General features: G+C 74.2%; 14 protein-coding genes. 5 read left to right on the top strand and 9 right to left on the bottom strand.

Annotation, left to right across the window (positions count from 1 at the left end; all coding sequences use genetic code 11):
• Window positions 1-157 precede the first annotated feature (157 nt).
• Both E1287_RS23890 and E1287_RS23885 read left to right on the top strand, forming a co-directional pair.
• Complete coding sequence (locus tag E1287_RS23890; protein WP_131967284.1) at window positions 158-1,186, top strand: alpha/beta hydrolase family protein; 1,029 nt, start codon at window positions 158-160, stop codon at window positions 1,184-1,186.
• A 47-nt stretch (window positions 1,187-1,233) separates the two neighbouring features.
• The gene (locus E1287_RS23885) at window positions 1,234-2,121 is read left to right on the top strand and encodes an amidohydrolase family protein (RefSeq protein ID WP_131967283.1); all 888 of its coding nucleotides are present in this window, start codon (window positions 1,234-1,236) and stop codon (window positions 2,119-2,121) included.
• Window positions 2,122-2,143: 22 nt separating this feature from the next.
• Here the strand turns inward: E1287_RS23885 and E1287_RS23880 are convergent, their stop codons facing one another.
• The 3 genes from E1287_RS23880 to E1287_RS23870 form a co-directional block, all read right to left on the bottom strand.
• On the bottom strand, window positions 2,144-3,184 hold the full coding sequence (locus E1287_RS23880) for a cation diffusion facilitator family transporter (protein WP_131967282.1): 1,041 nt from the start codon (window positions 3,182-3,184) through the stop codon (window positions 2,144-2,146).
• Entirely contained in the window at window positions 3,181-3,588 is a 408-nt protein-coding gene (locus E1287_RS23875) for a metalloregulator ArsR/SmtB family transcription factor (RefSeq protein WP_131967281.1), read from the bottom strand. Before E1287_RS23875 ends, E1287_RS23880 begins: the two co-directional genes overlap by 4 nt.
• A gap of 64 nt (window positions 3,589-3,652) precedes the next feature.
• Entirely contained in the window at window positions 3,653-4,672 is a 1,020-nt protein-coding gene (locus tag E1287_RS23870) for a DUF6777 domain-containing protein (protein WP_131967280.1), read from the bottom strand.
• Window positions 4,673-4,850: 178 nt separating this feature from the next.
• Here E1287_RS23870 and E1287_RS23865 point away from each other — a divergent pair, with 178 nt between their 5' ends.
• Window positions 4,851-6,368, top strand: coding sequence for a serine/threonine-protein kinase (locus E1287_RS23865; protein ID WP_131967279.1), 1,518 nt, complete (start codon window positions 4,851-4,853; stop codon window positions 6,366-6,368).
• A 22-nt stretch (window positions 6,369-6,390) separates the two neighbouring features.
• Here the strand turns inward: E1287_RS23865 and E1287_RS23860 are convergent, their stop codons facing one another.
• Genes E1287_RS23860 through E1287_RS23835 form a run of 6 tightly spaced genes read right to left on the bottom strand, consistent with a single transcriptional unit; the run spans window position 6,391 to window position 14,813 of the window.
• Window positions 6,391-7,605, bottom strand: a complete 1,215-nt coding sequence (locus E1287_RS23860) for a VWA domain-containing protein (RefSeq protein WP_131967278.1) — start codon at window positions 7,603-7,605, stop codon at window positions 6,391-6,393.
• Complete coding sequence (locus E1287_RS23855) at window positions 7,602-9,941, bottom strand: DUF5682 family protein (RefSeq protein ID WP_131967277.1); 2,340 nt, start codon at window positions 9,939-9,941, stop codon at window positions 7,602-7,604. Before E1287_RS23855 ends, E1287_RS23860 begins: the two co-directional genes overlap by 4 nt.
• A complete protein-coding gene (locus E1287_RS23850) occupies window positions 9,902-11,032 on the bottom strand; it encodes an AAA family ATPase (RefSeq protein WP_243719384.1) in 1,131 nt (376 codons plus the stop codon). The genes E1287_RS23855 and E1287_RS23850 overlap by 40 nt, the downstream gene beginning before the upstream one ends.
• Window positions 11,029-12,579 (bottom strand): DUF5691 domain-containing protein, encoded by a 1,551-nt coding sequence (locus tag E1287_RS23845; protein ID WP_131967276.1) that lies wholly within the window; start codon window positions 12,577-12,579, stop codon window positions 11,029-11,031. The genes E1287_RS23850 and E1287_RS23845 overlap by 4 nt, the downstream gene beginning before the upstream one ends.
• The gene (locus tag E1287_RS23840) at window positions 12,576-13,874 is read right to left on the bottom strand and encodes an SWIM zinc finger family protein (protein ID WP_131967275.1); all 1,299 of its coding nucleotides are present in this window, start codon (window positions 13,872-13,874) and stop codon (window positions 12,576-12,578) included. The genes E1287_RS23845 and E1287_RS23840 overlap by 4 nt, the downstream gene beginning before the upstream one ends.
• A 60-nt stretch (window positions 13,875-13,934) precedes the next feature.
• Window positions 13,935-14,813: a M50 family metallopeptidase gene (locus E1287_RS23835; protein ID WP_131967274.1), complete on the bottom strand. Its 879-nt coding sequence runs from the start codon at window positions 14,811-14,813 to the stop codon at window positions 13,935-13,937.
• Window positions 14,814-14,964: 151 nt separating this feature from the next.
• Between E1287_RS23835 and E1287_RS23830 the strand changes: the two genes are divergently transcribed.
• Together E1287_RS23830 and E1287_RS23825 are read left to right on the top strand one after the other, a co-directional pair.
• Entirely contained in the window at window positions 14,965-17,112 is a 2,148-nt protein-coding gene (locus E1287_RS23830) for a fibronectin type III domain-containing protein (protein ID WP_131967273.1), read from the top strand.
• A complete protein-coding gene (locus tag E1287_RS23825) occupies window positions 17,113-18,096 on the top strand; it encodes a MoxR family ATPase (protein ID WP_243719382.1) in 984 nt (327 codons plus the stop codon).
• The last annotated feature ends 1 nt before the right edge of the window (window position 18,097 follow it).

The following is an 18,097-nucleotide window of genomic DNA, read 5'->3' as shown; positions in this document are numbered from 1 at the left end:
CTCCCCGCCCCTCTCACCCCCCGCGGTCACCCTACCGGGGAAAATCCGGACCTGAACTCCGGGCCGAAGCTTTATAAACCGATTATCCGCAGTTGAAACATGGCCCTGACTGGGAACCATTACAGGTGAGGCACATCAGAATGACCGGGGCGAGAACATGGGACTGCGCGGGTTCGCGGGAGCGGGATTCATCGTCGGGATCGCCGGGCTGACGGCGTCCATCGCCGCGGGCGGACCGACGGGCGGACCGGCGGGCCGCGCCGCCCGCTCGACCGCGCCCGCCGACGACGGCGCGGCGGTGGTCGGCGAGCGCCGGCCGCGCCGCCGCGTCCTCGACCTGGCCGTCCGCTCGCCGGTCCTCGACGGCGTCGGCCGCGCCCGGCTGCTGCTGCCCCCGGGCTGGTCGCGGGACGCGTCCCGGCGCTGGCCCGTCCTCTGGCTCCTGCACGGCGCCGCAGCGGGCTCGGACGGGGGCCACCGGGCGTGGACCGACCACACCGATATCGAGGAACTCACCGAGGACGCCGATGTGATCGTCGTCATGCCCGACGGCGGCCCTTGCGGCAATTACACCGACTGGTGGAATCGCGGCGACGGCGGGACGCCGAAGTGGGAGACGTTTCATCTGGCGGAACTGCGGCAGATCCTCGAACGCGGATACCGCGCCGGAACGGACCGCGCCGTCGCCGGAAACGCGATGGGCGGCCTCGGCGCGCTGTCGTATGCGGCCCGGCACCGCGGGCTTTTCCGCGCGGCGGCCTCGTTCAGCGGGCCCGTCCACACCCTGTACCGCGACCCGGCCGGGCTGGACGTGGCCGACCTCGTCGAGCTGGGCGTCGCGATCGGCGCGCCGTCCCTCGACTGGACGGACGTGTGGGGCGACCCGGAGGAGCAGCGCGTCGTCTGGCGGCAGCACAACCCGTACGACCTGGCCGACCGGCTCGCCGGCGTCCGCCTGCACGTCAGCTCCGGCGACGGCGCGTCCGGCCCCTACGACCGCCGCCGGGGCACCGGGCGGGACGTGGTCGAGTCGCTCGCCCACACCGTCTCGCAGGAGTTCGCGGGCAAGCTCCGCAAGCTCGGCATCCCGGTCTCGACGCACTTCTACCGCGGCACCCACACCTGGCCGTACTGGCGCCGCGAGCTGCGCGCGACCCTGCCCGCCCTGCTGGCCGAGATCACCTGACCCGGCCAGGCGGTGGGGTGTCCCCGCCTCCGGCTAAGGTCGGGGACGTGACCGAACCTCGTTCTGATTCGGACGTCCCCGCGTTCTGGCGGGCGCTCGGGCTGCCCGGCATCATCGACGTCCACGTCCATTTCATGCCGCCGCGGCTGATGAGCGCGGTCTGGAACTACTTCGACGAGGCCGGGCCGCTGATCGGCACGGAATGGCCCATCCGGTACCGGGACCCGGAGGAGGAGCGGCTGGCGTTCCTGCGCGGGCTCGGCGTCCGGGCGTTCACGTCGCTGGTGTACCCGCATCGTCCCGGCATGGCCGAGTCGCTGAACGACTGGGCCGCCGGGTTCGCGGCCCGCGTCCCCGAATGCGTCCAGACGGCGACGTTCTTCCCCGAGCCCGGCGTCGAGGACTACGTGCACCGCGCCCTGGACGCCGGCGCCCGCATCTTCAAGGTCCACCTCCAGGTCGGCGGGTTCGACCCGCGCGCCAAGGAGCTCGACCCGGTGTGGGGGACGCTCGCCGACGCGGGCATGCCCGCCCTGGTCCACGCCGGTTCGGGGCCCGTCGCCAACGGCTACACCGGGCCCGGGCCGTTCGGCGAGGTCCTCGCCCGCCACCCGCGCCTCACCGCGGTCGTCGCGCACCTGGGCGCGCCGGAGTTCGAGGGCTTCGCCGCTCTCGCCGGCCGGTACGACCGCGTCCACCTGGACACGACGATGATCTTCACGCGGTTCGCGGCGCTGGCCCCGTTCCCGGACGCGCTCCTGCCGCGCCTGCGCGACCTCGGCCTCGCCGGGCGCGTCCTGCTCGGCACCGACTTCCCGAACATCCCCTACGAGTACGCGCACCAGCTGGAGTCGCTGGCCGCGCTCGGCTTCGGCGACGACTGGCTGCGCGCCGTCTGCTGGGACGGCCCCGCCGCGTTCCTCGGCGTGCGGTGATCAGCGCCCGCGATCGCTCCGCTCAGTGGTCGCAGGGTGCGCCGCCGGCGTGCTCGTGCGGTTCCTCGGACTCCACCACGTGGCGGGGGCCGTGCGGGTCGTCGCAGTGGCCGTGCCCGCCGCCGGACGGCTCGTCCACATGGTCGACCTCCAGCGTCGTGTGCGTGATCCCGTACGCGTCGCGGAGGAGTTCCTGCAGGTCGCGCCGGACGGCGTGGCAGTCGCCCTTGGTGTCGACGAGGACGTGCGCCGACAGCGCCGGGTAGCCGGAGCTGACCTCCCACACGTGCAGGTCGTGAACCTCCTCGACGCAGGGACGCGCGGCGAGCCTGGTGCCGAGCTCGGACGGGTCGAGCCCGGCGGGCGCGGCCTCCATGAGCACGCGGCCCGCGTCCCGCAGCAGCCCGTACCCGGCCTTGAGCATCAGCGCCGCCACGACGAGGGAGGCGATCGCGTCCGCGCGGTTGAAGCCGGTCGTCCACACGACGAGGCCCGCGACGGCGGTGGCGATGAACGCGAACAGGTCGTTGAGGATGTGCTGGAACGCGCCCTCGACGTTCAGGCTGCGCCGGTCGGCCCGGCTGATCAGCATGGTCGCGGCGACGTTGACGGCGATGCCGGCCAGGGCCGTCCAGAACACGAACTGGCCCTCGACGTCGTGCGGCTCGAGCAGCCGCCGGACGCCCTCGTACAGGAAGTAGACGGTGAGCAGGATCAGCGTCAGCCCGTTCAGCTGCGCGGAGAGGATCTCGGCGCGGCGCAGGCCGTAGGTGAAGCCGGCCCGCGGCGGGCGCGCGGCGATGCGCATCGCGACCAGCGCCAGCGCGATCGCGAACGCGTCGGTCATCATGTGCGCGGCGTCGGTGATCAGCGCCAGCGAGCTCGCGATCACGCCGATCGCGACCTCGCCCGCCATGTAGACGACGATCAGCGCCAGCGCGCCGCCGAGCAGCCGCCGGTCGGCGGAGGGCGACACGTTGTGCCCGTGGCCGTGCCCATGACCCTGCCCGTGACCGTGGCCGTGCTTCTGCTCCGCCGGCTCGGCCCGCCTGCCTCCGATCATGAGCGTTCGCCCTCCCTGCCGTGGCCGACATGGGCGAGGGCGAGGTCGAGCAGCATCCGGACGTGCGAGTCGTCCAGCCGGTAGTAGGCCATCCGCCCGGCCCGGCGGACCCGGACGACGCGGTTGGCGCGCAGCAGCCGCAGCGCGTGCGAGACCGCCGACTCCGAGTGCCCGCAGGACGCGGCGATGTCGCACACGCACATCTCGCCCCCTTCGAGCAGCGCGGTGATCACCCGCAGCCGTCCGGGGTCGGACAGCAGCCCGAAGACCTGCGCCAGCTCGGCGATCGTCTCCGCGCCCGGTAGGGCGGCGGTGACGTCGGCGACCTTCGCGGGGTCGACCACGCGAACGACGCAGGCCTCGGCCTCGGCAAGGGGAGCCACGACGTCTGATTGGCTGCTCATATGTGCAGACTAACACCCGCCGCCACATGACCAAGGACCCGGGCCACTTGACCGCCCGGCCGGGTCAGGTGACCGCCGGTCCGGGCCCCCGGGACGGCGGGAGGGAGATCGGGTCGCGTGGGCCGGCGGGCGGCGCCATCCCGCCGGTGCCCCCGTCCGGCGGGGTGCCGGGGCCGGGTTCGCCGCCGCCGGTGCCCGGGTCGTCCGGCGGCACGCCCGGCGTCGGGGTCTCCCCGGTGCCGGGCGATTCGGTGCCGGTCGGCTCGGTTCCCGGGGACTCCGTGCCCGGCGACACGACGCCGGGCGAGTCCAGCCCGGAGTCGGACGGTGACGGAGAGTCGCTCGCCGGGCCTTCGGTCTCGGTGGACGGCAGCGCGATCGGTGGCCCGTCCGCCTCTCCCTCGGTGGCGCGGGGCCGCTGGAACCCCATCGTGCCCTCCGGATCGACGAGGACGAAGGTGACGATCGTGCCCTTCCGGGAATCCCGCGGCCGGATGTCGGTCACATTCCGCTTCTCGAAACCCGGCCAGGATCGGCCAGTGTAGGACGCCTTCCGCGTGGAGATCTTTTCCTTCGGGCGGGTCAAGGGATTGCCACAATTGCACTTAACTGTGGGCACACCGTAACCATTGATCAAAACGCCCATTCCGGCCTGGAGGACGGCGGGCCCGCTCGTCGCCTTCCCGTCGCGGTAGCCGTGGTTCGTCACGAGCGTGTCGGTGCGCAGCAGCACCGGCGTCAGCCGCGACACGTACCGCGGGATGTCGTCGGCGGGGATGCCCTGCACGTCCGCCCATGCCCGCGCCTTTTCCGGGTTGGCCTGCAGGAACCCGACGAGCTTCTGCTTGTCGCAGGTCGACGCCTGCCGTGTCCCGCCGTAGAGGCCGGGCGAGTCGCCGTCCTTCGTCCCGCCCGCGCGCGGCCGCTCCTTCACGTCCGTCCGGTCGGTGTCGGACGCCAGCGTGTACGGATCCGGCCCCGGCGTCCCCACGGTCAGCCGGGTGATGGTCGCGCCCGCGTCCCCGCAGCCGGACAGCGCGGCCGCCGCCAGCGCGAGGGCGGCGGCCGCCCCCGCGACCGGCACGGCGGAAACCCTGTGCCGGGCAATTAGCGAATGGATCACTAGCATGCTTCCTCTCCCGCTCCGGGCCAGCCGAATCTATACTCTTTGATGCCGGGCGGAGCGGATTTGTGCCCGGTAAATGCTCAAATTTTCCACCGGCCGCCCCACGCGGTATCGGCGGACCCGACGGGGGTTGTGAATGGCGAGCCCGATTCCCCTCACCACCGCCGATCCGACCCGGCTCGGCGGCTGGGAGCTGCTCGGCCGGATCGGGGCCGGCGGCCAGGGCGTGGTGTACCTCGGCCGCCCCGCAGAAAGCGGCGCTGGGCCGCTCCCTGGTGGGGGGACGACCCCCCACGCCCCCCGGAACCGACCAAACCGCGTCGCGGTCAAGCTGCTGCACGCGCAGCTGCTCGGCAACGCCGGCGCGCGGGAGCGGTTCGTCCGCGAGCTGGCCCTCCTCCAGCGCGTCGCCGGGTTCTGCACCGCGCAGATGCTCGAGGCCGACACGGCGGGCGACCGGCCCTACATCGTCAGCGAGTACGTGCCCGGGCGGTCGCTGCGGCGGCTCGTCCAGGAGGAGGGCCCGCGCACCGGCGCCGACCTCGACCGCCTCGCGATCAGCTCGGTGACGGCGCTGACGGCGATCCACCGCGCGAACGTGGTGCACCGCGACCTCAAGCCGCAGAACGTCCTGATGGGCCCGGACGGCCCGCGCGTGATCGACTTCGGCATCGCCCGCGCGTTCGACACGAACGCCACCCAGACCAGCCAGGTCGTCGGGACCCCCGCGTACATGGCGCCCGAGCAGTTCGCCGGACGGGTCGTCCCGGCGACCGACCTGTTCGCCTGGGCGGGCACGCTGCTGTTCGCCGCCACCGGCCGCGATCCCTTCGCCGGCGGGCCGCTGCCCGCCGTCATGTACCGGATCATGAACGAGACGCCCGACCTGAGCGCGCTGCCGGAGCCGCTCGCCGACGTCGCCGCCGCCTGCCTCGCCAAGGACCCGAAGGCCCGCCCGGCGTCCGAGGACGTCCTGCTGTGGCTCCTCGGCGAACGCGAGCGGCACGCCCGCCCGGGGACCGCGCGCCAGGGCCTGCCCGGCCCCACCGCCGCCCAGCCCGCGCACCCGACCTCGCCTGCGCCGTCGCCAGGGCCAGGCGCCGAGACCTTCCGGGACGCCGAACCGGCGACGATCCGCCAGCCCAGGCCGGACACGCCGCAGCCGGACACGCCGCAGCCGGGAACGGCGCCGCTCGTCCACGATCCGCAGCCGCGACAGCCGGGGTGGCCAGAGCCGGTCCCGGGGCCGGTTCCGCAGGAGCGGCCCGAGCCGTACCGGCCGCTCCGGCGCGGTCCGGCGCTCGGTGCCGGGCTCGTCCTGGCGGGGCTGCTCGCCGCGCTGGACGTCGCCGCGCTCGCCATCCTGATCGCCCGGCCGTCCCTCAGCGAGGGCGGGCGGGGCGCGCTGCTGCCCGTGGTCGCGTCGTCGTTCGCGGTGCTGGCCGTGGTCACGCTGGTCGCGGTGATCCTCGCCTGGCGCGGCAGCCGTCCCGCCGCGTGGACGGTGATGGCCGCGCGCGTCGTCCGGGTCGCGATGTGGGGCGCGTGGGGCGCGCTCGTGCAGATCCAGCCGTCCGCGCTGGCGGGGCACGCCGCGCTGACCGCCGTCGTCGTGGTCCTGCTGGCGCGCGCCCTGTCGCGATCACCCCGCTGACCGGCCCCGCTGACCGGGCCCCTCACGGGGAGGAAGGCTGCCGCTCCGACCACTCCCTGAGGTCGCGGCGCTCGATCGCGGCGGCCATCAGCTCGGGGAACGCGTCCGGCGTGCACGCGAACGCGGGGACGCCCAGCGCGGCCAGCGCCGCCGCGTTCTCGTGGTCGTAGGCGGGCGCGCCCTCGTCCGACAGCGCGAGCAGGACGACGACCTGGACGCCCGCCGCCGTCAGCGCCGCGACCCGCCGCAGCAGCTCGTCCCGGATCCCGCCCTCGTACAGGTCGCTGATCAGCACGAGGATCGTGTCGTTCGGACGCGTCACGAGGCTCTGGCAGTACGCGACGGCCCGGTTGATGTCGGTCCCGCCGCCGAGCTGGGTGCCGAACAGCACCTCGACCGGGTCGTGCAGCTGGTCGGTGAGGTCGACGACGTTCGTGTCGAACACCACCAGCGACGTCCGCAGCGACCGCATCGACGCCAGCACCGCGCCGAACACGCTCGCGTACACCACCGACGCCGCCATCGACCCGCTCTGGTCGATCGCGAGGACGACGTCCCGCTTGACCGCCTGCTGCCGCCGCCCGTACCCGATCAGCCGCTCCGGGACGAGCGTCCCGTGCTCGGGCAGGTAGTTCCGCAGGTTCGCGCGGATCGTCCGCTCCCAGTCGACGTCGGCGAGCCGCCTCGGCCGCAGCACCCGCGCCGACCGGTCCAGCGCGCCGCCGATCGCCGACCGCGTCTTCTGCGCCAGCCGCCGCTCCAGGTCGTGGACGACCTTCCGCACCACCGCGCGCGCCGACTCGCGCGCCCGGTCGGGCAGCACCCGGTTCAGCGACAGCAGCGTCCCGACCAGGTGGACGTCCGGTTCGACGGCGTCCAGCATCTCCGGCTCCAGCAGCAGCCGGGTCAGGTCGAGGCGCTCGATCGCGTCCTTCTGCATGACCTGCACGACGCTGGACGGGAAGTACGTGCGGATGTCGCCGAGCCACCGCGCCACCGACGGCGCGGAATCCCCGAGCCCGGCGCTGCGCCGGCCCGGCCGGGGGCGTCCGTCGTCGTCGCCGGCCCCGTAGAGCTTCTCCAGCGCGCCGTCGATCCGGACGTCGTCGCCGGCGAGCGACACGCCCGTCCCGTCGGCCTTGTCGCCGCCGAGCACCAGCCGCCACCGCCGCAGCCGCTCGCCGCCGCCCTCGTTCTCGTTCCCGTTCTCGGGCTTCGCCTCTTCGGGCACGTTCATCGCTCCCATCCGAGGATCTGCAGGGCCGTGGTCGTCGCGGGGGCGGCGCGGGTCTCGTCCACGTCGTCCTCGGCCGGACGGGACGGCGCGGCGGGCGCGTGGTCGAGGCGCCGCAGCCGCTCGCCGATGGAGCGGCGTTCGGCCGAGGCATAGGCGCCGAACGTGCGGCGCAGCAGCGGCAGGACGTCGGTGAACGAGTCGCCGGGAAGCCGGGAGATCCAGTCGTCGACGAGGTGGAGGAGGCTCTCGTCGTGCATGAGCAGCAGCGCCCCGCCGGACAGGAACCCCTCGACCCAGGCGGCGGCGCGGGCGGGCGGGGAACCCGCGGACACGGCCCGCGCCATCCGGTCGGGGACGTCGTGGAGGCGGCCCGCGTCGAGAAGGAGGCGGGTGAGGCGGCCCTCGATCAGGCCGTGCAGCGTGTCGGGACGGGCGACGAGGCCCTCCAGCGTCCGGCGCCAGCGCTCGATGTGGTCGTCGTCGGCGAGGAGCGCCAGGGCGCCGTGCACGGCGTCGACATGGCCGAGGAACTCGCGGGCGGCGTCGTCGTCCAGGCCGGTGATCGCGGGCGGCAGGCCGACGCAGACGCGGACGACGAGCCCGTCCACGACCGTGCGGAGCGGCCCCGTGGACGTCCCGCGCACGTCCCCGTACCGCAGCGCCCGGACCAGCGCGGGCATCGCGGACATCAGGTGCGCGACGTCGGTGTCGACGGCGGCCCGGTCGGCGAGCGCCCGCATGACGGTGGGCAGCGCGTCGCCGAGATCGGCGAGCAGGCAGCGCTCGGCCACGGACGTGAGGTCGGCGAGCGCGGTCGCGTGGGCGGCCAGGGCCTTGGCCCTCGCCGTCGTCGCGCCGCGGACGGTGGTGCCCCACGCGCTCGCCTCGATCAGCTCGACCTCGAACTCGGGGCGCCAGGCGAGCGTCCACGTCTCCTTGAACGTGCCCTTGGAGCGGCCGGTGTCGGACGGGACGCCCCAGTCGACGTCCAGGAGGCGGAGCCGGTGCAGCAGCCGGCTGCGTTCGAGATCGGTGGGTTTGCGGAGGTCGAGGTCCTGCTCCTTGTCGAGCGCGGACGGCTTGAGCCGCAGCCGCCGCTGCTCGGCCTGCAGATCGCGCTGGAGCGGGACCATCGGCGTCCGCTCCGGGACGGCCCCGAGCCGCTCCCCGACGACCATCCGCCGCTGGATCAGCTCGACCGGCAGGTCGGCGCCCTCGCACAGCACCGCCCGCGTCGCCTCGGTCACCTCGTCCAGCCCGGCGAGGGGACGGCCGCGCAGCGCGGCGAGCGCCTCGGCGAGCCGGACGGCCTCGATCACGTGCGCGGACGAGACGTGCAGATCTTCGTCGCGCAGGACGCGGGCGGCCGCGGTCAGCCACCGCTCGATCGGACGGTCCCGCGCCGTGAACAGATGGTGGTACCAGCCGGGGGACCGGACGCCCGCGCCGTAGCCGGAGCGCCCGGCGAGCCGCCCGTGCGTCCACGGCACCCACGTCATCGCGATCTTGGCCTTGGGCAGGCCGCGGAGCGTCCGGTCGTCGTGCGCCGCCGGGATCTTCGCCTGGAGGGCCGGGACGTGCCACGCGCCGCAGACCACCGCGACCCGTTCGTGCCCCTCTTTCAGGGTGCGGCGCAGCGTCCGCCGCATGTGCGCCTCGCGCTGCTCCTCGCGCCGCAGATGCCCGGGCGGCAGCCCGGCGGAAGCCTGCTCCTCCGGCAGCGCGGCCAGTTGCTCGCGCAGCTCCGTCATGGCCTCCCCGATGGCGGGGAACGGCGACGGGCCGCTCCCTCGGTGCTCGACGACGTCGTCCCACCAGCGTTCGGCGTCGTCGTATCCGGCGGCCTTCGCCAGCCAGCCGAGCGGATCGAGCCGGATCCCCTCCGCCGCCTCCTCGCCCTCGTCGTTCTCCTCGCCCTCGTCCTTCTCCTCTTTCTCCTCCTCCAGGAGAGGGACGAGCTGGTGCGCGGCCGGAAGGTCGCAGAAGCGGACGGGGACGCCCGCGCCGAGCGCGTACCGGATCGCCTGCCATTCCGGGCTGAACTCGGCGAACGGCCAGAACGCCGCCTTCCGGTCGCCGTCCTTCTCCTCACCGGAGCCGGACGGCGCGGCGGGGGAGTAGGCGAGCAGCGCGACCGGCGGCACCATGCCGGGGTCGCCCGCCAGCTCCACGATCGGGTCGGCCTCCGGCGGGCCCTCGATCAGCACCGCGTCCGGCTTGAACTCCTCCAGGGCGCCGCGCAGCGCCCGCGCCGAGCCGGGCCCGTGGTGCCGGACCCCGTAGACCTCGACGTGGCTCAAGACACCTCCCGGCAGGCGCGGTAGAAGTCCCGCCATTCCGGACGGTCCCGCACGACGGCCTCCAGGTACTCCTGCCACACCACCCGGTCGGACACCGGGTCCTGGACGACGGCGCCGACGATCCCGCCCGCCACGTCCGCGGCGCGCAGCACGCCGTCGCCGAAGTGCGCGGCCAGCGCCAGCCCGCTGGTGATCACCGAGATGGCCTCGGCGGTGCTGAGCGTCCCGCTGGGCGACTTGAGCTTGGTCCGCCCGTCGCTCGTCATCCCGGAGCGCAGCTCGCGGAACACGGTCACGACGCGGCGGATCTCCTCCAGCCCCGCCGGCGACTCGGGCAGCTCCAGCCCGGCACCGATCTGGTCGACGCGCCGGGCCACGATGCCGACCTCGTCCTCGACGGACTCGGGCAGCGGCAGCACGACCGTGTTGAACCGGCGGCGCAGCGCGCTGGACAGCTCGTTCACGCCCCGGTCGCGGTCGTTCGCCGTCGCGATCACCGTGAAGCCCTTGCGCGCCTGGACCTCGGTGTTCAGCTCCGGGACGGGCAGCGTCTTCTCCGACAGGACGGTGATCAGGCTGTCCTGGACGTCCGACGGCATCCGGGTCAGCTCCTCGACGCGGGCGACCGCGCCCAGCCGCATGGCCCGCATCATCGGGCTCTCCACCAGCGCCTTCTCCGACGGCCCCTCGGCCAGCAGCCGCGCGTAGTTCCACCCGTACCGGACGGCCTCCTCCGCCGTGCCCGCCGTCCCCTGGACGAGCAGCGTGGAGTCGCCGCTGACGGCCGCCGCGAGATGCTCCGACACCCACGTCTTCGCCGTCCCGGGCACGCCGAGCAGCAGCAGCGCCCGGTCGGTCGCGAGCGTCGCGACCGCGACCTCCATCAGCCGGCGCGGCCCCACGTACTTCGGGCTGATCGCCGTGCCGTCGGGCAGCTCGCCGCCCAGCAGGTACGTGGTGACGGCCCACGGCGACAGCCGCCAGCCGGGCGGGCGGGGCCGGTCGTCGTGCTCGGCCAGCCGCGCCAGCTCCCCGGCGTACTCCTGCTCGGCGTGCGGCCGCAGAACAGCGCCCGCCTCCCTGGGGGGACGACCCCCCAGACCCCCCGGCAAGTTCTCTTCGGTCACGAGGCAAGCTCCTTAAGCATCTCGTCGCGGAATCGCAGGGTGGCGATCAGTTCGGTGACGGCCCGCGGGACCGCCGGTTCCAGGACGTCGAGCCGGGACGCGGCCGCGGGGTCGAGCCGCTGGTCGGCGAGCCGGCACAGCTGCGTGATCAGGTGGTCGTCGCGCCGGGTGTGCCGCTCCGCCGCGGCGGCGAGCGTCGCGACGACCGCCTCCGCGAGCGCGCCCGTCCACGGCCCGGGGACGCGCTCCAGCACCCGCAGCAGGTCGGGCTGCCCCTCCACCCACTTGATCAGCCCGGCCGCCGCCGCGTCGCGTTCCGCCTCCGGCAGGACGGACAGCAGGTCGGCGAGCGCCTCCGGCTCGTCCACCATGACGCCGCCCTTGAGCAGCGCCCTCGCCCACTCCGCGTCGTGCTGCCCGAGCGCGGCGCGCGCCCACCCGATGTGGACGTCGCGGCCGTCCGACTCCCGGTCGTCCAGGGGGGACGACCCCCCGGGCCACCCGGCGACGCCTATGGGCAGGCACACGATCTCCATCGGCGGAAGGGCGAACAGCTCCGTCCAGGTCGACAGGGGCGTGCGGGCGAGGATCTCGCGCAGCCACGCCGCCCGCGTGCCCACCGGCGCGCCGCCGCTCCTCGGCGCGAACGAACCGCTCGGATGGAACGGGACGCCGTCGCGCGCCAGGTCGTCGCCGTGGGCGTGCGGCGGCTCGACGCGGATCCAGGTCTGCCTCCGCCCGCGCGCGACGCGCGATTCGGCGGTGAGGCAGGCGCGGGCGCGGGCGGCCATCCGCTCGCCGTAGGCGGACCCGGGCATGCGGGCCAGCAGGTCGGACGCGAGCTGCCGGACGTCCTTGCCGCGGTCTTCCAGCGCCGATTCGAGGAACTCCTCGTCGTCGAGCGACAGCCCGTGCGCGAAGGTGGCGAGGAACGCCGTGCGGTCGGGCGCGGGCTCCGTGGCCCACGTCTCGCGCAGCAGCTTCCGCGCCTTCGCGGGGTCGGTGCCCCGGAGCATCGTCAGGTAGGCGACGCGGCGGTTGCGCGTCCCCGTCTCCCACACCTCCGGGCCGCCGCCGGGATCGTCCCCGGACCCGACCAGGTACGCCCAGTCGGTGTTCTGCAAGGCCAGCCACACGCCGCGGCGCCCCGCCGCCCGCGCGATCGACGGCCGCAGCATCCGGTCGCCGCGCCCGCGTTCCAGCAGGTCGGGCAGCGATTGGGCGGGGACGCGGAAGCCGCGCCCGGCCGCCGCCTCCAGCCATTCGGGCAGCACGCGGATCTGCTCGCCGCTCAGGATCCGCCGCAGCCGCGCCGCCGCCGGGCCCGGCACCACCGGGGCGTCCTCCACCGGGGCGAGCGCCACCGGCTCGGGCGCCTCGACCGAGGGGACCCGGCCCGCCCGGCGCCGGACGGCCAGCACCGCCGCCTGGTCGAGCAGCCTCCCCGGCTTGTCGCCGCCATCGGCGGACGCCTCCGGCAGGACGGGCGGATCGCGGCGCTCCGTGCCGAGCAGCGCGGCCGTGACGTGCTCGTTCCACGCGGTCACAGGATCACCGTCCCCTCGTCGTCGTGCCACGCGGCCAGCGGGCCCAGGCCGCGCGGGCTCCATTCGCCGGCCATCGTCACCGGCCCGCCGCCCGACAGCGCGAGCAGCCGCCACGGGTCGCCCAGCCGGAGCGGCAGCGCGTCCCCGGCGCCGTCGACCACCGCCAGGTCGCCCCCGGCCGCGCGGGCCAGGCGCACGTTCTCCAGCGTCGCGGGCCAGCGGTCGAGCCACGGATCCCGCGCCAGCGCCGCGGCGTGCTCGTCCAGGAAGCCCTGCACGGACGTCCCCGCGGGCCTGCCCGGCGCGACCGCCCCGTGCCGCTCGGCGACCAGCGCCCGCAGCGGCGGCGTGCCCGGATAGAAGGCCAGCTCCGCGTCGATCTCCGTGCCCACGATCAGGGACGAGTCCAGGGACGTGCCCGGCGCGGCGAAGGACAGCACGAGCGCGGGACGCCGCGTCCGCCGCCCCAGCAGCCATACCCGCCGCGTCGTCAGGAGCTCCTGCGCGGTGTCGCGCACACCCGTCACCCACCAGCGGTCCCGGACGCGCTCCCCGCCGGCCAGCACCTCTTCCTGCGGGACGGTGAACCCCACCCGCGACCGGACGGTGTCGCGCAGCCCCTCCGGCAGCTCGTCGCGCCGCGCGTACGCCCGCATTAGCAGCCGCAGCAGCGCGTACTCCTCCAGGAGGCGGTCGGGCCAGCCGGGCTGCCGGGGAATCGCCGCGAGGCCCCTGACCTGCCCGGCGAGCGAGCCGGCCTGCGCGTCGACGAGCCGCCGCGCGGCGTCGTCCCACATCCGGTAGGGGGCCTTCTCCGCCTGCGCGAGGCCGTGCGCGACCTGGTCGCGGAGCCACTGGTCGAGCTCGGCGAGCCCGTCCTCGACGCGCCGCTCCCGCCGCTCCACCGTCTTCGGGTCGCGGGTCTTGGCGGCCGTCGCGGCCTTCCGCTGCGCCGCCTTGCCCGCGCGCTCCCGCCGCTCCTCCATCCACTCGGCCGTCCAGCCCGGACGGGGCCCGGTGTCGACCGCCCCGTCCGCCCAGAGGAGCAGCAGCCCGAGGGCGTGCTTGCACGGGAACTTCCGGCTGGGGCACGAGCACCGGAACGCGGGCTCGGTCAGGTCGGCGCACGTCCGGTACGCGGACTTGCCGCTGCCCTGGCACTCGCCCCACACCGCCTCATCGTCGCAGCCCGTCCCGGCCCACTTGCCGGGCTTGGCGACGCCGCCGGCCGCCTTCGCGGACGGCGCGTCGGGCGCGAGGCCGAGCACCTGCTCCCGGTCCCATCGATCGCTCACACCACCGAAACTATCGGCGCCCTGAGACAGTCCGCGCGGGTGAACCGCATGGGTCTCGGATCAGGGCGCGGACGGGGCGGAGAAGTCGGGCAGGGACAGGCCGTCCGGGACGAGGAGGGCGCCTCCGGCCAGCAGCGCGAGCAGCGCGGTCGCGCCGAACAGGCTCACCCACGCCAGGCCCGGGACGCCGGTGAGGTTCGCGAGCTGGTCGGCGTCCGAGCTCGGCGCCATTCGCTGGGTGCGCATGCGCTGCAGCTCGATCACCGGACGGGTCGCGGCCAGCAGCAGGAACCAGGCCGCCAGATAGGCGAACCCGGCCTGGACCTCGGCGCTGCCCAGCCACGACACCGCGAAGATGATCGCGCCGGTGGCGACCACCGACAGCGCGCCGTAGGCGTTGCGGATCATGACGAGCATCCCGGCGAGGAGGGCCAGCGAGAACCACAGCATCAGCGTGATGCGGCCGTCCGCGAGGAGCAGCGCGAAGAACAGGCCGAGCAGCGGCGGCGTGAGGTACCCTGCCATCGCCGTGAAGATCATGCCGGGGCCGTGCGGCTTGCCGCGCGAGACGGTCACGCCCGAGGTGTCGGAGTGCAGCTTGATGCCGTCCAGCTTCCGGCCGGTGACGAGGGCGACGAGCGCGTGCCCGCCCTCGTGCGCGATCGTCACCGTGTTCCGCGCGATCCGCCACGTGGGCCCGTGCACGACCGACCCGAGCGCCACGAGGCCGACGAGGACGACCAGCCACAACGGGGGGTCGGGCTGAGTGCCCGTCACGCGGTCCCACAGGTCGCCGATGCTGATGTCGTCCACGTCCACCCCGGAAGTCGTCGTCGCGATGCCCAACCATAGGACGTCGGGGATAACGTTCGCGTTCGGATCACTGCGGTCCGGATGCGGGCGGAGCCCGCCGTCGCGGACGAATGTGATCAATGTCATGCGGATCGGCCCGTAACCCGCGGTGTTACAGCCGACCACCAGGCGAGATCTTCGTGAATCCCGCTCCGGGATGACCCTCATTACCGTTATGGTGCCCTTCGCGCCGAGGTTCGTGGTTCACACGCGCGGCGCGACGAGAGGGTGACGGGGATTGAACGGGGACCGATCCTCCGCACCGGCCACGCGTCGGCGCGGACTTCTTCAGCATTTCCGGCGGGACCGGCTGACCGGCCAGATCACGGCCGGGCTCGTCGGCGTGCTGTGCGTGAGCGCGCTCGTGTACGGGGTGGGCACGGCCAGCGCGCGGTACAAGCTCGCGGACGTGGGCGCCTGGCTGAGCGCGAGCGCCAAGGGCATGGTCGTCCACGCCAACGGCCTGGCGGGCAAGGTGGACGGCAAGGCGACCGTGGTGCCGCAGATGCGCGGCCACGACATCAAGGTCGTCCAGGACGGCACGACCGTGCTGCTGGTGGACGAGGACACCGGCGTCGTCAGCCGGATCGACCCGTCCCAGCTCAAGATCACGGGCAGCCGCCCGGTCGGCGGGCCCGGCCTCCAGGTCGTCGCGGGCGCCGGGACCGCGTACACGATCGACGCGGTCAAGGGCGCCGTCCAGCGGATCGACCCGCTGCACCTCACCCCGGTCGGCGCGGGCACGACCCTCACCGCGCCGCTCGGGCAGGCGGGCATCGACGCCGACGGGGCGCTGTGGGTGCCCGTCCCGCAGACGGGCGAGGTCGTCCCGTTCCGGAACGGCGCCAAGGGCACGCCCGTCGCCGCGGGGAAGCCCGGCGACCGGCTCGCGCTGACCATCGCCGCCGGACGGCCCGTGATCGTCGACAGCACGTCCGCGACGGCGCTGATCGTCCGGCCCGAGGGCACGCAGCGGATCAACCTGCCCGCGCCCGTCGCCAAGGCGCGGCACGGCGTGAAGGTCCCCGCCGTCGCCGACGGGCAGATCGTCCCCATGCTCGGCGCGGGCGGCGCGCTGTACCTCCTGGACACCGGCGTCGGACGCGTCGAGTCGGTCGCGCTGCGCGTGCCGAACCACGCCTTCGAGCCCCCGCACGTCCTCGGGCCTCGCGTCTACCTGCCCGACCGCACGTCCGGGCGGCTGCTGGTCTTCAACACCGACCGCAACGCCTGGGAGCGGCCGCTCGCGGCGACGCGTCCCGGCGGGTCGATCGAGGTGCTCGTCCGCGACCACATGCTCTGGGTGAACGACCCGAACGGCGCGATCGCGTTCGCGTTCGACTCCAACGGCGGCGTCAAGCGCATCAAGAAGTACGAGGACAAGATCCCGGGCGGGGCGCGGCGGCCGCTGCCCGTCCAGGAGAACCCCGGTAACGGCCAGGGCAACCGCAACGGCTCCGGGGGCGGCCGCGGCGGCTCCAACGTCCTGCCTCCCCAGGGCCGTCCGCCGGTGAAGAAGGACCCGGCCGCGCCCGACCCGCCGACGCCCGCGGCGTCCGGCGACAACGGTTCCGTCAACGTACGCTTCACCCCGGCCGCGCAGCCGCAGGGCGTCTACCCGGTGACGAGGTTCGTCCTGCTCGACCGCTCGGGCCGTCCCGTCACGGGTGCGAGCCCGGCCCAGTTCCCGGCGAACAGCCCTGGCGGGACGTTCAAGGTCAGCGGCCTGACCTGCGACACCACGACCCATATCTACAAGGTGGCCGCCGAGTACAAGGGCAAGGACGGCAGGCCCGCCTACAGCGAATCCGGCGAAGTCGGCGCCACCGCCTGCACCGCCCCGGGCCCGCCCACGGGACTGCGGGCCACGCCCGTCAACCACGGCGCGGACCTGACCTGGGCCCGCTCGTCCGGCTACGACGTCACCTACGACATCGCCTGGGACGCCGGGACGGCCACCGGCAAGAGCACGTCGCACCAGGTCAGGGGCCTGACCAACGGACGCACGTACACGGTCAACGTGACCGCACGCAATGGCGCCGGCTCGTCGACAGCGGTGAGCACGACCGCGAACCTGGACCCCGCCCCGCACGCGCAGTTCTACAACGGACACCACAACAACAGCACCACGACCAATCTGCGTTCTGGACCGGGGACGAACTATCCGCAAGACGGCGAGTTCCCGCAGGGCTTCACCGGCTCGGTGAAGGTGATCTGCCAGCAGCAGGGCACCGACGTCCCCGATGCGAGCGACCCCAGCCGGAGGAGCGCCATCTGGGACAAGATCGAATACGGCGGCAGGGTGCGCTGGGTCAGCGACCTGTACGTGGCCACCCCCGGCTCGAACTCGGGGACCTTTTCTTCGACGCTCTGGGGGTGCGTCTGAATGACTGAGATCGCGGGGATGGACGCCGACGCGCTGGCGGGGCGGTTCGCGCAGATGTTCGCGGCGCTGGCGGGCAACATCGAGCGTGTCGTGCGCGGCAAGCGGGAGAAGGTGGAGCTGGCGCTGATCTGCCTGCTCTCCGAGGGGCACCTGCTGGTCGAGGACGTCCCGGGCGTCGGCAAGACGACGCTCGCGCGGGCGATGTCGGCGTCGGTGGAGGCGAAGTGGGCGCGGATCCAGTTCACGCCCGACCTGCTGCCCAGCGACATCACCGGCGTGTCGATCTTCAACCAGGGGACGAGCGCGTTCGAGTTCCACGCCGGGCCGATCTTCGCGAACCTCGCCGTCGCGGACGAGATCAACCGCGGCTCGCCGAAGACGCAGTCGGCGCTGCTGGAGGTCATGGAGGAGCGCCGGGTGACGGTGGAGGGGACGCCGCATCCGGTGCCGCGCCCGTTCATGGTGATCGCGACGCAGAACCCGGTCGACATGGACGGCACGTACCCGCTGCCGGAGGCGCAGCTCGACCGGTTCCTGATGCGGATCTCGATGGGCTACCCCGACCACCAGGCGGAGGTTGCGCTGCTCGCGGGCGCGCCGACCGGCGCGACGCTCGACCAGATGCCGCCGGTGATGGCCCGCGAGGACCTCGCCCGGATGATCGACTTCGCGCAGCGGCTGCATGTCGCGCCGCCGCTCTACGACTACCTGGTGCGGGTCGTCGCGACGACGCGCGAGCATCCCGACCTGCGGCTCGGCGCGAGCCCGCGGGCCAGCATCGCGCTGCTGCGCGCGGCGCGGGTGCGGGCGGCGGCGGCCGGCCGGTCCTACATCGTCCCGGAGGACGTGAAGGCGCTCGCCGTCCCGGTGATCGCGCACCGGCTGATCGTGACGCCGGAGGCGGAGCTGCGCGGCCGCACCGGCGCGGACATCGTCGCCGAGGCGCTCCAGAACGTGCCGACACCCCAGGCTGCTGGGGTGTGAG

The organism is Actinomadura sp. KC06 (assembly GCF_004348735.1).
Taxonomy (GTDB): domain Bacteria; phylum Actinomycetota; class Actinomycetes; order Streptosporangiales; family Streptosporangiaceae; genus Spirillospora.
This window is presented reverse-complemented; position numbering and strand designations above follow the sequence as displayed.

Bases quoted from the DNA above. Each gene is read 5' to 3' on its own strand.
- E1287_RS23890 (WP_131967284.1), top strand. From the start codon at position 158: ATGGGACTGCGCGGGTTCGCGGGAGCGGGATTCATCGTCGGGATCGCC.
- E1287_RS23880 (WP_131967282.1), bottom strand. From the start codon at position 3,184: ATGATCGGAGGCAGGCGGGCCGAGCCGGCGGAGCAGAAGCACGGCCAC.
- E1287_RS23875 (WP_131967281.1), bottom strand. From the start codon at position 3,588: ATGAGCAGCCAATCAGACGTCGTGGCTCCCCTTGCCGAGGCCGAGGCC.
- E1287_RS23865 (WP_131967279.1), top strand. From the start codon at position 4,851: ATGGCGAGCCCGATTCCCCTCACCACCGCCGATCCGACCCGGCTCGGC.
- E1287_RS23860 (WP_131967278.1), bottom strand. From the start codon at position 7,605: ATGAACGTGCCCGAAGAGGCGAAGCCCGAGAACGGGAACGAGAACGAG.
- E1287_RS23855 (WP_131967277.1), bottom strand. From the start codon at position 9,941: ATGGCGGGACTTCTACCGCGCCTGCCGGGAGGTGTCTTGAGCCACGTC.
- E1287_RS23835 (WP_131967274.1), bottom strand. From the start codon at position 14,813: ATGACATTGATCACATTCGTCCGCGACGGCGGGCTCCGCCCGCATCCG.
- E1287_RS23825 (WP_243719382.1), top strand. From the start codon at position 17,113: ATGACTGAGATCGCGGGGATGGACGCCGACGCGCTGGCGGGGCGGTTC.